The sequence below is a fragment of the Vibrio sp. Vb1729 genome, assembly GCF_033338655.1.
Lineage (GTDB): Bacteria > Pseudomonadota > Gammaproteobacteria > Enterobacterales > Vibrionaceae > Vibrio > Vibrio alginolyticus.
The window spans coordinates 683105-696028 of record NZ_JAWOTB010000011.1; the positions used below are offsets into that span (position 1 = coordinate 683105).

The window sequence follows — 12924 nt, forward strand, 5'->3', positions numbered from 1 at the left end:
ACGCTAAAGAAACGATGACAAAGAATACGATTCAGGAAACAATTGCCAGCTTTACTTGTATCGAAGAGGCTTTGAATTACTTCGACATCGAGTTTGATAGCCGATTTATCGAAAACAATCGAACCGAGTTGGTTAAGAGGTTTCACGGCTACTTAATCCTCACTAAACCGGATGATTGGTTTTCAGGTCGTCGTGCTTTAAAGAATGCTTACTGTAAAGTACAACGCAGTTTGCTCAGTAAAAAGACGCGCTCTGCGTGTCGAGGTTGTACATCTTGTCAAAGACGTTAATTCTGGTGGCTTGCCTAAAAAGAACCCTGCATCTTGGCGTCACAGGGGGAAGAGCAAGGTTCTTTTGGGCAAGCTATTGGTTTGTCGCGAGTTGCGAATCAGCTTTACGTAGATGAATTAACCCGCGTGGTACGCAGGGTAGTCCACTAAGCCTTTTTCACCGCCGCCGAACAATGTGGCAGGGTCATGTTCTGCCAGTGGATAGCCATGCTTGATGCGGCTTGGTAAGTCTGGGTTTGCAACAAACGGACGGCCAAAGCCAATCATGTCAGCTAAACCACTTTCAATCGCGTGTTGCGCCTTTTCTGCGTTGTAACGACCGGCATAAATCAGTGTACCTTTGTACGCCTCACGAACTGCGGTTTTAAAGTTGTGCGGAGTGTCTGGCGCGTCGTCCCAATCTACTTCTGCAATGTGAATGTAAACCACATTGAGTTTATCAAGCAGCGCTGCAGCGGCGGTGTAGGTTTCGACTGGCGTACTATCAACGGTGCCATTTAACGAAGTGAATGGTGCAAGACGAACACCAACACGCTCAGCGCCAATAGCTTGCGTCATCGCTTCTATCACTTCACCAAGAAAACGCAGACGGTTTTCAATAGAGCCACCGTATTCATCGGTGCGGTTATTCGCTTCAGAATCGATAAACTGGTTAACCAAGTAGCCATTCGCTGCATGAAGCTCGATACCATCGAATCCGGCTTCTATCGCGTTTAGTGCGGCTTGGCGGTACTCTTCAATAACGTTCTTGATGTCTTGTCTGGTCATTTCACGTGGCACAACCACGTCGACAAAACCCGGTTCGTCTGTGCCGTTATCGACAAATACTTTCACGTTTTCTGCTTTTAGCTCAGAAGAAGAAATAGGTTGCTCACCGCCAATGTTATCAGGGTGAGTCACGCGACCAACGTGCCATAATTGCGCGAAGATAACGCCGCCTTTCTCGTGCACCGCATTAGTTACTTTTTTCCAGCCAGCAATTTGCTCTGGGCTGTAAATGCCTGGTGTCCATGCATAGCCTTGACCCATTGGCGAAATTTGTGTGCCTTCAGCAACGATTAGGCCCGCTTCAGCACGTTGAGCATAGTAGGTCGCCATCATGTCGTTAGCGATATTACCTGGTTGAGAAGCACGAGAACGCGTCATCGGAGGCATAACGATACGGTTTTTTAATGAGAGAGAGCCAAGTTGAATGGGTTGAAATAATGCGTCTGTCATAGGAAACCTCGTTATTTTTGAGTTTGGATGAGCTCGATTTGGTAACCATCGGGATCTTTAATGAACGCGATGTGAGTTTCTCCGCCTTTCATTGGACCTGGCTCGCGAGTAACGTTGCCACCAAGCGCTTTAATTTTTTCGCAAGCGGCGTAAATATCTTTAGACCCCAGTGCCATGTGTCCGAATGCGTTACCCAAGTCGTAACTGTCGGTGTCCCAGTTATAAGTTAGCTCGATGGTCGCGCCATCTGGTTGATCAGTGTTACCAACAAACACCAGTGAGTAACGGTATTCTTGGTTTTCAAAACGATCCAAAACACTCATTCCCAGAACTTTTGTATAAAATTCGATAGATTTGTCTAGGTCAGCTACACGGATCATCGTGTGGAGAAACTTCATAAGTCGCCTTTTCATAACGTTGCGTAATCACTATGCAAACCATATCGCCACTCTAAATAAACTGGAAATTATCGTTAATTATTAAAATGATTATTTAGTGTTATGAAAAGCGAAGTTGCTGGCCCTGCAACATGCAAACAAAGATTACTCGCCGTTTCTTTTTAATTGTTGGCATATGCTAATTACTCTTTTGAGAAACCGAGTAACTATCATGTCCACAAACAGCTACTGTCATTACACTCACGAATCTCATTATCAATGTGCGGTTTGTTCTTCAATTAATGTGAATCCGAACTCTTTGGCCGTGAACTACCAATACCTAGCCGATGGCTCTGTTGTCGGAGAGTTTCACGTTTTACCGCGTCATCAAGGTTACACAGACCTGTTACATGGTGGTATTGCCAGTTCGCTTCTCGATGGTGCAATGACGCATTGTTTGTTATCTAGAGACATTCAAGCCCTTACGGCGCAGTTGGATGTGCGCTACCATGCACCTATTAAGTTAGATGATCGAGTCACGATTACTGCACACTGTGAAGGTGAACGACGCGGTATATATCAACTGGTGGCTCAATTACGGGTCAATAGCGAAGTTAGAGTGACGGCTAAAGGGAAGTTTATTCGTCCTAAAAAGGCATAAATAAAAACGTGTTCTACGGAGAGGCAATGAAGAAATTTGATGAGCTGTATGCAATTGCGACGAGAAAATCCCAATATGACCAAACTAATACTTGGTTTAAAGGCGTAGAGACTTATCTGGAGGCCATTGGCAAAGAAGTTGATGAAGTCCGCGAAGAGATTCGTGAGGATCGCCTTTGTCATTTGGAAGACGAGTTAGGCGATGTGTTGTGGAACTATCTTAACGTATTAAAAGCGCTGGAAAGAGAAAAGGGTATAGATCCTGAGAAAGTACTCGAAAGAGCCTGCAACAAATACGATCAGCGTGTATCTGCGATTGAGTCGGGACGCAGTTGGGATGAGATAAAACAGCAGCAGAAACAAGCCTTGAACGCAGAGCATGAAGCCGCGCAGTTAGAAGATGTAAAGAGCCAATAACTGCGCTTGGTATTGAAAGGATAGGTTAATAGAGAATACCTAGTCAGCCCTTGGAGCTGTTGACCAACAGTAGGTCACAAGGTGGTTGATCAAGTAACGTGTCTACAGTGCTGCCAGACCAAAATTGAGATGACATGCTTCGTTTACATGCCCCCATAATCAAAATCGCTGCTTGTGATTGCTTAACTGCTTTTGGTAACGCCGTTTCAGGGTTTCCTTCCGGTAATAGTAATGGAACTCGCGTTAACTTTTGCGCACTAATAAAATCTGTAATGCCTGCTTTTTGATTGCTTAATATCTCTGCACGATAGCGAGAGAGGTATGGCGCGACGTATCGGCAGTAAACGAGCGTCATTTTCCCGCTTAAGGTTTGTTCTAATTTTGAGCCTCGCGAGACGATGGCTTTATCTACTATCGACTTTTCATCCCCTCGATGAAGTGGGTCGATTGCACAAAGCATGTTGGCGTGAGAAGGCCATGACCGCTCACTCAGTAGCAACAAGTCGCAATCTTGTTGTGCTAGTTCTGTTAGCATCGTTTGAATCTCGTGTTTGTTAAAGTGTCCCACGAGCAGTAAGTCAGTGTGGTCAACAAGTCGTTTCGCAACTTGCTCAACCCAATGGCTCCCTTTGAAATGTTCGTAAGAGAGCGTTGGTGTTTCAAGCTCTTCTTCTTCACAAAGTTCGACAATTAATGCGTTGAACTTTAAGGTCCAAGCTTCAAACTCAGCTTGTCTTTTTTCTATATGGTCAGAGTTGAAACTGAGAAAATGAGCGAATGCGTGATCTTCACTTCGGCGATGGTCTTCCACTAAAACTACAATAGGCTGAGCCAGCGCTGTCGAAAATTGAATCACTTTACGAAGCACCTTACGACTTGGTAAGGCGGCCTGCTGAGTCAGAAAAAATACAGGTGCCATTGATTACTCCATTATCAAACAAGGCGAATGAGCCTGACACACATTCAAGTCTATACCATGAACTGATGCAGAGGCGTTTTGTTTCTGCGAGCGAAATATAAATTCCGCAATTAAGTCAACTATCGCCTAGAATTTTAACATCAAGAATTCATGCCTTCGGATAGCACATATCGTCAATGCGGCGAATGTGGTAGTGAAAGCTATAGGTAAAAGTAATGATAGATTCCAACCAATTGCAAATTAACCGCAAAGTGCCACATTTGCTTGCTGAGATCATTAAAGCGATAGAATCGACCGAAGACTTGAGCTTTTTGAAAGACTATCAAGAAGCACAGATTGCGAACATTTTGGAATCGGTCAACATTGCTTACCGTAAACGTGTCATAGAAGCAGTGCCGCCTGAGAAGTATTGGACGGTATTGAATTTGCTCCGATACGACACCGCCAAGCACATTCATCAATCACTCAATAAAGAATTACAACATGAACGCTTGGCGTACATAACGGATTCAGAACTGATCATCTTTGCGGACTTTCTACCGACCGAATTTGTAGATGAATACCTTATTGATCAAAGTGAAGAGTCTGTCGCGCATATCCAACAAGCATTGTCGTATGAAGACAACAAAGTTGGACGTTATGCCGAGCCTCACTTTCTGGTCGCAAACCCTAAAAACAGCGTAGGAGGCATAAAAACCGAGCTGCTAAAACGCGGGCAAAGTCCTGTGCGGTTGATTATTGTGCGTGATGCAAGTGGTGTGATTGGTACGATAGAGCCGCATACCCTGTTGCTGCACGAAAATCATATCAAACTTACCGACTTGACCGTAGTTACGCCAATTCTAGAAGATATTCAAACGATTCAAAGCGTCAGCAAACAAGTCTCGATTGATGGTGGAGCACATTGGTTTCCTATCATGGCTGGTGGCAAAATTATGGGCGTCTTGTCGATGGCGACCATCGCGATTACCTTGCGTGAACTCAGCCTACAAGCTGTAGTGGCAGAAAACGTACGAAGCGAAGAAGATTTGTTTACACCATTAAGCGTGGCGACAAGGCTAAGAGCACTTTGGTTGGTGATTAACTTGCTGACCGCTTTCGTAGCCTCCGCCATCATTGGGCTTTTTGATAATGTGGTCGAGCAAGTCGTTGCGCTTGCGATCTTAATGCCCGTTGTGGCGAGTATGGGCGGCATCGCGGGTAGCCAAACCTTAGCGGTGGCCATTCGAGGTATCGCACTAAACCACTTGCACCAAAGTAACTTGAAGCTATTGGTGAATAAGGAATTAAAAATCGCCACCATTAATGGTTTAATTATGGGATTGGTGATCGCGGGTGTCGTTTACATGGTGTTTGACTCTTTGCCATTGGCGCTTATTATTTGCTGTGCCATTTTCCTCAATAGTTTGGCGGCCGCGGCATCGGGTACGTTGATACCATTCACGTTGAAGAAGTTTAACATTGACCCCGCCGTGGCTGGCTCGGTAGTATTGACGACCGTTACCGATGTCGTCGGTTTCTTTGCGTTCTTAGGCTTAGGTGCCATTTTCTTGATATAGATATCCAATTGACGCGTTAACCATCAGAACCAATCGCACCACTTCCCAACCCATTATTTTGGGCGAGCTTGCTTCGCTCAGCATTCCTCCGTTTTCCATAACCGATGAACACGTCGTTTCGGTTCTTACTTTGTAAATCTCTTCACTGCTCAGTTCTATTCCCCAAATTTCCCACTACCGATCTCGCTTAACGTTAGCATGCCAAATTCCAATTTCAAACGCCAGATGATGCCCATTTTCTTGGCTGTATACGCATTACTTCACTCAAACAAAAAATAAGGAAACAATTTTGAATAAACTCATCGTATTCACTGGTGGTCCCGGTGCAGGGAAAACTTCGGTAATCGAACAGCTAAAAACACAAGGCTTTATCTGCGCGTCAGAAACTGGTCGTCAAGTAATACAAACGCAGGTTGCCAATCACGGTTCAGCATTACCTTGGAATGACAAACAAGCTTTTCGAGACGAAATGATGAAGGCAGAAGTGAGCAATTACCGAGCTTTCAATGCCCACCAAGGGGACGTGTTTTTTGATCGCAGTATTGTGGACGTATATGGCTACAGTAAGTTGGAACAACTTCCAATCTCGCATGAGCTCATCACGCATTGCCAGATGCTTCGTTATCATTCTCAAGTATTCATTTTTCCACCGTGGACGTCGATATTCAGCAACGACGAAGAGCGAAAGCAAGATTTTTCTGAAGCGGTCGCCACGTATCAACAGATGGTCGATGCATACCACAAGTTTGGTTATCAATTGATCGAAGTGCCCAAAATGTCAGTCGAAGACAGAGTAGCGTTTATTCTCGGCTCAGTTATCGAACAAGGCTGAAAGATGATTGATGCAAACAAATGCGTAAGGCGATTGTGAGCACGACAACAATATGCGTAAAGGGAGTTATTTATACTGGATAAAATTCAATAACTTAATTGAGTGTTATGTCTTTTAAATATCTTACCTTATTGCTCGCAACGACGAGCATGAGCAGCTTTGCTGATGTAGGCCTGCCTTCGGGGGATGATTGGTTAAACCATGTGACGAATGGCCTAGCCCCATATTGGATGATGGAAAGCGCGCATGGACAACCTGCGGGGAATTTTCCGACATTTCGTTGTGATAACGGTGTCATTCTCGACCCACAAAAGCCGTGTGAAGAATTAAACAAAGGGTGGATTAGCCCGCACTTCGATCGCGAATACACCCGCATGAAATCGCGCCAAACTTACGCTTATGGCGTACTTTTTCATCTTACGGGTGACAAGCAAGCATTAGAGCTGGCAAAGAAAGGGGCTTATTACCTGATTGATCATCTACAAGATGAGAAAAACGGCGGCTTTGTGAGCTTTACGCGTAGTGGAAAACCGGGGATGGAGTGGCAACAACGAACTTCTCAAGACCAAGCTTACGCCTTGGTGGGGTTGGCGATGTACTACTACTTAACGCAAGATCCAAAGGTCGAACAAGCGCTTATCGACCAGCAAGCGTTTATATTTAAACAATACCGACGAAGCGATGATCGCGGTCTGGCGTGGGTTTTGAAAGATGGTGATGGGGAAAGTGAGAAGCAGCAAGAGTTAGTCGCTCAACTTGACCAAATTAATGGCTACCTGTTGTTAATGACGCCACTTTTACCAGCGCCAGCGCAAGCCAAGTGGAAGCAAGATCTGCAATGGCTGACGCAAGTGATGCTAGATAACTACCATTCCGTCAAAGAGCAGCGCTTTTATGGCGCGATACACCACAAAGCGGTAATGATGCCAGATGCGAAACACAATGATTTTGGACACACCATCAAAGCGTATTGGATGACGTATCTGACAGGTCAGTTGTTGGAAAATTCCAATTGGACAGAGTTTGGTTTCAAAGGAATGAAACACACGCTTAAGCAAGCGCAATACCAGCAAAACTTTGAGCAAGTCAAAGCGCTTTTCTCACCAGAATGGCAGAGTAAATGGACGCAAGAGAGCATTCCTGCTTGGCAATCAAGACCATACAAGCACTATAGCTCGTCTTGGGAATGGGCAGAGCTCGATCAAGCGGCAATGACAGTTTCTCTTGTCGATGGTTCGATGAAAGAAACGCTTCAATACACGTTACCCACTTTTATGGACGTATGGGTGGATCATCAATATGGAGGAGTCGGTCTGAGTCCTAAATCAACCAAAGCGTTCCATTGGGGAAATGGTTACCACCAGTTTGAACATGCGTTTGTCGGGTATTTGTACGCGCAACAAATGGCAAAACAGCCCGCCAAGCTTTACTACGCGCGACCAGCAGAGAATAAAATGCCACTTAATCCGTATTACTTTAGCGCAGACGTAAAATCGTTGTCGTCACAAAGTGATGGAGTCACCACCGCGACATTCACCAATATTCGACCTTAGGTTGGTCGATGGTGATGTGTTGGTTAAAGTCCGCGTAAAAGCCAATAAAATCCTCCGACAGCAAGTGCGACTATTAGCTATCTAGGTCTGTCACTAGATAAGCTTCAAGCAATAATGGTGTAGGTAATGCCCACGGGGCGCTTACAAAAAGCCGTCAGAACCACTGGCTTTGACGGCTTTTTATTCTATGACAGGTAGAGGCTTCAATTTTCAGCGCGATAGGTCCATGAAAACTTAAGTGAGATTCCAATCACGTCGCATAATCTCACTAGTGTCATTGGAAATAAATGAATTGTTTCTGATACATAGAACGTATTAACATGGTTGCACTGGGCCCATATGAGTAAACTTATTGAATATACAATTTGAGAGAGAGGGGTTAGTTTTAAAAAATAACAGTTAGTTGGAATCTAGGTTAAATGAAAATAAAACTATTTAAAAAGCTACAAGTTGTATTTCTTGTGGTGTCAGCATCTTTAATGGTGGGGTGTTCGTCTATAGATGCGCATGCTGGTGGCGGATACGGAAAGCCGTTTTCAGGCACCGCGTTATCAGTCGCACGACAACCTTGCTATTTAAGAGCTGATATTACTTCTATCGCGTTATACCCACTATCATTGATTGACATTCCTTTGTCGTTAGCAACGGACGTTGTGTTTCTTCCTGTTGATTTAGTCATGGTAGTTACGCCAACAACGAGTTATGGCGGTGTTGTTTCTCTAGGTTGTCCAAGCGGAAGCATGATCTAAAACGCTTATTTTATTCAAATAAATGGAAGGAAATGAAAGTGGAATTAAAAAATAACTATTCAGAATCAGAAATAAACCAGCCACCATCGGTACTTCTTGTTACGTCTCTGTTGTGTCTGGCGTCCGTTTGTTGGGCTGCATTGCTGTTGGCCATTGAATATATTGTTGGGATAGAAATGAGTGGTACAGGCTTTCTTAGCACGTTAATCCCAGCCATGAGTGTTGGTTATTACTTCGGCTACAAGACTGGAGATGTAATGCCATCAAAAACAAGATGGTATGCTGTTTTACTGTGGACTTTAGCAAGTTTGGTAGTGTTCTCTCTTATCTTAATGTCGTTAGATATTTCTCCGTTTTATTTATTATCTGAGCTCGGTGGGGTAAGTATTTTTATTGCTATCATAATGCTAATAACGATTGGCATCGCCTACTTAATTTTAAAAAGTGGTGAGAAAATGGCGATTAGAGTATTACTCAAAGCCAAGGAAAGTCAGTAGATAAAATACAACAAACGATTCAATTAGGATCATGACAAGACGCCAGCCATAATGTGCTGGCGTTTTAGTTTCCTGTTTGTAGGATTTTTTGTTTAAAAGGCAAACCCATTTATTGTGTTGTCGTTTGAGTTAATGGTTTATGCCTTGTGCGCAAGATAGCTTAGCAGGTTTATGTATCGAGAAACGTGTGTATAATTCTCCACGAATTACGATTTATAGATATGAAAGGTAAGTATGGCAGTCCTCGAAATTCTCTCCATTCCAGACCCAAGGCTTAAAGTAAAAGCAGAAAAAGTCACTGATGTATCGACAGTACAAACGCTGATAGACGATATGCTAGAAACACTTTACGCAACGGGCAATGGTATCGGTTTAGCTTCAACCCAAGTAGGCAGAAAAGAGGCGGTTGTTGTCATCGATATCTCTGACGAACGCAATGATCCTTTAATCTTAGTCAATCCAGAAGTGGTGAGCGGAGAAAACAAAGCACTTGGTCAAGAAGGGTGCCTATCTGTTCCTGAGTACTACGCAGATGTAGAGCGTTACACGTCAGTTGTTGTTTCTGCACTAGACCGTGATGGCAACCCGATTACAATTGAGAGCGGTGAGTTCTTGGCGATTGTGATGCAGCACGAAATTGACCACCTATCGGGTAACTTGTTTATTGATTACCTTTCACCGCTGAAGCAAAAAATGGCGATGAAAAAAGTGAAGAAGTACGTAAAATCGCAAGCTAAGTAATATGAAAGGAAGTAACTCACAACCGCGAGTTACTTCCTTGTAAATCAAGAATAGGACGGTAGGGAGAGCGGTTTATCTCTGCTTTTGGGGGACATAACGCTTTACGACCTTCATAAGCTTCTGAAATGAAGAACAGTCCATATGTGACTCATGAGGGCAGGTGGCAACATGGTTTAGGCTGTCTCGCACCGCTTTCAAACGTTTTATTTGCTCATCAATCTCAAGTGCCTTTTTCGTTAGTAAGTCACGATCGATATATGGCTTTGAAACTTCTGATTGATTCAACATTTCTGCCATTTCGTTAAGCGATATTCCAGCGATACGCCCCAAACTAATTAAATTGAGTGTATTGAGTACCTCTGGTGAATATTGGCGTCTCAATCCATTCCTTCCTATCGAGCGAATTAACCCCAGCTGTTCGTAGTACCTGAGCGTTGAAGTCGGCAATCCTGATTTTCTAACCACTTCTGCAATATCCATATTATTCCCCATTGACTTCAAGTTGGCTTTAAGTTGTAACATGCAACTAAGACCTTAACAAATCAAAAACTTGAGGAGAGAAAAATGCTGCTTTTAATGGGATTGCAAGCGGTGCTAATAGGGATTGGTGCCACTTTGATAATGGATTTATGGGCATGGTTACAAAGGAGAGTGTTTGGTATTCCTTCATTAAACTATGCGTTGGTTGCGCGCTGGGTTTTGTACATGCCCCAAGGAAAGCTTATGCATGCGCCAATTATGGCGTCAGAGGCGATGCCGGGAGAAAAGTCACTTGGCTGGTTTTTGCATTATGCCATCGGCGTTACTTTCGCTTTGGCTCACGTTACTGTTTTTGGTCATCATTGGTTGGTAGAGCCCAGTCTAATGCCCAGCTTAATTACAGGCGTGGTAACGTTGATCTTCCCATTTTTGGTCATTCAACCTTGTCTAGGATTTGGTTTTGCTGCGAGTAAAACCCCAACACCTTGGAAAGCCCGTTTTCTTAGCACATTGGCGCATTTGGGTTATGGTTTGGGTTTATTCATAGCCGGGTTTGCAATCAAAGTTACGAGCCAGTATTTTGCATAGAGAACATGAGCATCATGCAAACGAGTGGTTTTTATCTATGATGCTCAACTCTTGGTTGTTTTTTGCGCTTTGATCATAGTTGACCGATATGTCTAAAGTCTGTTGCATTTATCCAAGATGTAAAGTCGGCGGATATTTAACATTGCCTTAACGTCAGAATGGCAAGCGGTTTACCAAGAAAAACTAAAATTATCTGGTTTGACATAAAGAATATTAAGGGTTTCAGATGGCTTCAAAAGTGGCAGGGATATCAATACTGAGTTTATTGGCAGCGCCAGTTGCGATGGGAGAAACAGCCAGTGCTTATGATTTATGTTTGCTAGACAAAATAAAGCAAAGCAAAGGTGAGGAAACCATAAAGAGCATTCGCGCGCAGTGTGAGCTTGACACAGTAACCAGCACAGTGCCCGCTGATCCGGAAATTGAAGAGCCTGAAGAACTTCAGGAAAGTTTGGTCGACAAGCGTTTGGAATCAGAACGAGAAAACGCGTTCGAACCGTTTAGTCTGGTCGCGCATCGCGTTAACTATATTCTTCCGTTTACGTACAGTGATCGAGTAAATAAACGCGCGTATGCTGACACCAAATACGGCGATGAACTGCGTAAGGAAGAGGCGGAGTTCCAAATCAGTTTTAAAGTACCAATGAACTATGATGACTTGTTATTTGATGGCGATGGTCTGTTTTTTGGAATGACTCTTAAATCATTTTGGCAGGTATACACGGGTGCAGCATCTCGTCCATTCCGTGAAACCAATTATCGTCCAGAGCTTTTTTACTACACCCCAACAGACTGGAAACCACTTGATGGTTCGACTTGGTTAGGTTTTGGTATTGAACATGAGTCTAACGGTCAGAGACAGGAGCTATCGCGCAGTTGGAACCGTGTCTATGCCAACGTAACCTTTGCAAAAGACAATTTTGCGGTTTCTATCCAGCCTTGGTGGCGTATACCTGAAGATGAAAAGACATCGCCTAATGATCCCAAAGGTGATGATAACCCGGATATCGAAGACTATATGGGACACTTTGAGCTATCGAGTGCTTACAAGTGGAATGGTTACGAGTTTACCTTTTTAGGTCGCCAGAACTTTCAAACACATAAGGGTTTTGCAGAACTGGGTGTGTCATTTCCGATTTGGGGCAAAGTTCAGGGGTACGCACAATACTCAGCGGGTTATGGTAAGAGCTTGATCGACTATGATCATAATCAGCAGCGGATTGGTGTTGGTATTGCAATCAACGGTGTTTTGTAGTTTTTCGTAGATGGATAGAAATTAACACTGGCAATTGAAATTTCAATATTTAGAATGCGAGGCTGAAATTGATTTCTAACCTAGAGTGATTTTATGCTTCGTGATTACACCTTCGATTGTCTTGTAACTATGCCTCGCCATGAGCTGGAAGAGTTTAGTGCTCGTATGATCAGTAAAATGGTGCCAGAAGACGTGATGAATGAGCTGTTCACTTTTGATCAAGAAGAAGTGGATAGTGAAGACCGCATGTTGTCTGCACGTCTTGATGCAATGCTACGCATGACAGCAATCGCACTGAGTGAAATTCAACAAGCGTTTGATGACTCAGACAACGCAAAGCAAAATAGCGAGCGAATGACGCGATTGGTGCTTTGGCATTTCTACGCGATCTCATTCCGTTTGGAAGAGGCCATCACGCTAGAAACACACTGTGCTCTAGTGGAAAAACTAATCGAAAATGCACCTTCGGATGTTTTTGCGTGGGTAAAAACATTGACGGAGCTGCTGCACACTTACGCTGAAATCAACGCGAAAGAGAATCCTCAAGACTAAACACCTGTCGTTTATCGTTCAGTAAATTAGAAACAAGGCGAGCCATTTGGTTCGCCTTGTTTTTTCGCGTCAGATAAACCTTCGGGTTTGAAATAACAAACAAGCCTAGACTCAGATTTGTTCGTTCACTAGCGAACGGCGTGATTCCTTCTTACACTAAATCAAGGTGTTTGTTGCTAAACAAGCAAATGCATGACTAAGTCGTGTATTGTTTTCCACTTAAATGCGGATAATTTA

General features: G+C 43.7%; 16 protein-coding genes. 12 read left to right on the top strand and 4 right to left on the bottom strand.

Annotated features, from left to right (window positions below; all coding sequences use genetic code 11):
- The first annotated feature begins 14 nt into the window (after positions 1-14).
- On the top strand, positions 15-290 hold the full coding sequence (locus R7E29_RS07805) for a nitrogenase-stabilizing/protective protein NifW (RefSeq protein WP_054576025.1): 276 nt from the start codon (positions 15-17) through the stop codon (positions 288-290).
- Positions 291-407: 117 nt separating this feature from the next.
- Here R7E29_RS07805 and R7E29_RS07810 read toward each other — a convergent pair whose 3' ends face one another.
- Both R7E29_RS07810 and gloA read right to left on the bottom strand, forming a co-directional pair.
- Positions 408-1508 carry an alkene reductase gene (locus R7E29_RS07810; RefSeq protein ID WP_054576024.1) on the bottom strand — a complete coding sequence of 367 codons (1101 nt, stop codon included), beginning with the start codon at positions 1506-1508 and terminating at the stop codon, positions 408-410.
- Between the two features lie 11 nt (positions 1509-1519).
- A complete protein-coding gene (gene gloA, locus R7E29_RS07815) occupies positions 1520-1906 on the bottom strand; it encodes a lactoylglutathione lyase (protein ID WP_054576023.1) in 387 nt (128 codons plus the stop codon).
- Between the two features lie 211 nt (positions 1907-2117).
- On the opposite strand from gloA, the gene R7E29_RS07820 reads away from it, so the two are divergent.
- Complete coding sequence (locus R7E29_RS07820; protein WP_054576022.1) at positions 2118-2546, top strand: PaaI family thioesterase; 429 nt, start codon at positions 2118-2120, stop codon at positions 2544-2546.
- A gap of 26 nt (positions 2547-2572) precedes the next feature.
- On the top strand, positions 2573-2962 hold the full coding sequence (locus tag R7E29_RS07825; protein ID WP_005376487.1) for a MazG nucleotide pyrophosphohydrolase domain-containing protein: 390 nt from the start codon (positions 2573-2575) through the stop codon (positions 2960-2962).
- 43 nt (positions 2963-3005) lie between these two features.
- Here the strand turns inward: R7E29_RS07825 and R7E29_RS07830 are convergent, their stop codons facing one another.
- Positions 3006-3881: a universal stress protein gene (locus R7E29_RS07830; RefSeq protein ID WP_025767825.1), complete on the bottom strand. Its 876-nt coding sequence runs from the start codon at positions 3879-3881 to the stop codon at positions 3006-3008.
- A 215-nt stretch (positions 3882-4096) separates the two neighbouring features.
- Here R7E29_RS07830 and R7E29_RS07835 point away from each other — a divergent pair, with 215 nt between their 5' ends.
- The 6 genes from R7E29_RS07835 (at position 4097) to def (ending at position 9812) form a co-directional block, all read left to right on the top strand.
- Positions 4097-5440, top strand: coding sequence for a magnesium transporter (locus R7E29_RS07835; protein WP_047101467.1), 1344 nt, complete (start codon positions 4097-4099; stop codon positions 5438-5440).
- A gap of 289 nt (positions 5441-5729) precedes the next feature.
- Complete coding sequence (locus R7E29_RS07840; protein WP_054576021.1) at positions 5730-6272, top strand: AAA family ATPase; 543 nt, start codon at positions 5730-5732, stop codon at positions 6270-6272.
- A 107-nt stretch (positions 6273-6379) separates the two neighbouring features.
- A complete protein-coding gene (locus tag R7E29_RS07845) occupies positions 6380-7825 on the top strand; it encodes an AGE family epimerase/isomerase (protein WP_054576020.1) in 1446 nt (481 codons plus the stop codon).
- 419 nt (positions 7826-8244) lie between these two features.
- Positions 8245-8574, top strand: a complete 330-nt coding sequence (locus R7E29_RS07850; protein ID WP_017820979.1) for a YceK/YidQ family lipoprotein — start codon at positions 8245-8247, stop codon at positions 8572-8574.
- Between the two features lie 32 nt (positions 8575-8606).
- Positions 8607-9071, top strand: coding sequence for an ABZJ_00895 family protein (locus R7E29_RS07855; protein WP_017635325.1), 465 nt, complete (start codon positions 8607-8609; stop codon positions 9069-9071).
- A gap of 234 nt (positions 9072-9305) precedes the next feature.
- Positions 9306-9812, top strand: coding sequence for a peptide deformylase (gene def, locus R7E29_RS07860; protein WP_054576019.1), 507 nt, complete (start codon positions 9306-9308; stop codon positions 9810-9812).
- Between the two features lie 72 nt (positions 9813-9884).
- On the opposite strand, the gene R7E29_RS07865 is transcribed toward def, so the two are convergent.
- Positions 9885-10292, bottom strand: coding sequence for a helix-turn-helix domain-containing protein (locus R7E29_RS07865; protein WP_031778925.1), 408 nt, complete (start codon positions 10290-10292; stop codon positions 9885-9887).
- An 84-nt stretch (positions 10293-10376) separates the two neighbouring features.
- On the opposite strand from R7E29_RS07865, the gene R7E29_RS07870 reads away from it, so the two are divergent.
- The 3 genes from R7E29_RS07870 to R7E29_RS07880 all read left to right on the top strand — a co-directional run bounded on the left by R7E29_RS07870 (position 10377) and on the right by R7E29_RS07880 (position 12687).
- Positions 10377-10880 (top strand): DUF2938 domain-containing protein, encoded by a 504-nt coding sequence (locus R7E29_RS07870; RefSeq protein ID WP_005376471.1) that lies wholly within the window; start codon positions 10377-10379, stop codon positions 10878-10880.
- 226 nt (positions 10881-11106) lie between these two features.
- Entirely contained in the window at positions 11107-12135 is a 1029-nt protein-coding gene (locus tag R7E29_RS07875; protein ID WP_005376466.1) for a phospholipase A, read from the top strand.
- A gap of 93 nt (positions 12136-12228) precedes the next feature.
- Entirely contained in the window at positions 12229-12687 is a 459-nt protein-coding gene (locus R7E29_RS07880; protein ID WP_005388759.1) for a hypothetical protein, read from the top strand.
- Positions 12688-12924: the final 237 nt, after the last annotated feature.

Coding starts and splice junctions, on each gene's coding strand:
- R7E29_RS07845 (WP_054576020.1), top strand. CDS start 6,380: ATGTCTTTTAAATATCTTACCTTATTGCTCGCAACGACGAGCATGAGC.
- def (WP_054576019.1), top strand. CDS start 9,306: ATGGCAGTCCTCGAAATTCTCTCCATTCCAGACCCAAGGCTTAAAGTA.
- R7E29_RS07810 (WP_054576024.1), bottom strand. CDS start 1,508: ATGACAGACGCATTATTTCAACCCATTCAACTTGGCTCTCTCTCATTA.
- R7E29_RS07865 (WP_031778925.1), bottom strand. CDS start 10,292: ATGGATATTGCAGAAGTGGTTAGAAAATCAGGATTGCCGACTTCAACG.
- gloA (WP_054576023.1), bottom strand. CDS start 1,906: ATGAAGTTTCTCCACACGATGATCCGTGTAGCTGACCTAGACAAATCT.
- R7E29_RS07805 (WP_054576025.1), top strand. CDS start 15: ATGACAAAGAATACGATTCAGGAAACAATTGCCAGCTTTACTTGTATC.
- R7E29_RS07850 (WP_017820979.1), top strand. CDS start 8,245: ATGAAAATAAAACTATTTAAAAAGCTACAAGTTGTATTTCTTGTGGTG.
- R7E29_RS07830 (WP_025767825.1), bottom strand. CDS start 3,881: ATGGCACCTGTATTTTTTCTGACTCAGCAGGCCGCCTTACCAAGTCGT.
- R7E29_RS07825 (WP_005376487.1), top strand. CDS start 2,573: ATGAAGAAATTTGATGAGCTGTATGCAATTGCGACGAGAAAATCCCAA.
- R7E29_RS07820 (WP_054576022.1), top strand. CDS start 2,118: ATGTCCACAAACAGCTACTGTCATTACACTCACGAATCTCATTATCAA.
- R7E29_RS07855 (WP_017635325.1), top strand. CDS start 8,607: ATGAAAGTGGAATTAAAAAATAACTATTCAGAATCAGAAATAAACCAG.
- R7E29_RS07880 (WP_005388759.1), top strand. CDS start 12,229: ATGCTTCGTGATTACACCTTCGATTGTCTTGTAACTATGCCTCGCCAT.
- R7E29_RS07875 (WP_005376466.1), top strand. CDS start 11,107: ATGGCTTCAAAAGTGGCAGGGATATCAATACTGAGTTTATTGGCAGCG.
- R7E29_RS07870 (WP_005376471.1), top strand. CDS start 10,377: ATGCTGCTTTTAATGGGATTGCAAGCGGTGCTAATAGGGATTGGTGCC.
- R7E29_RS07835 (WP_047101467.1), top strand. CDS start 4,097: ATGATAGATTCCAACCAATTGCAAATTAACCGCAAAGTGCCACATTTG.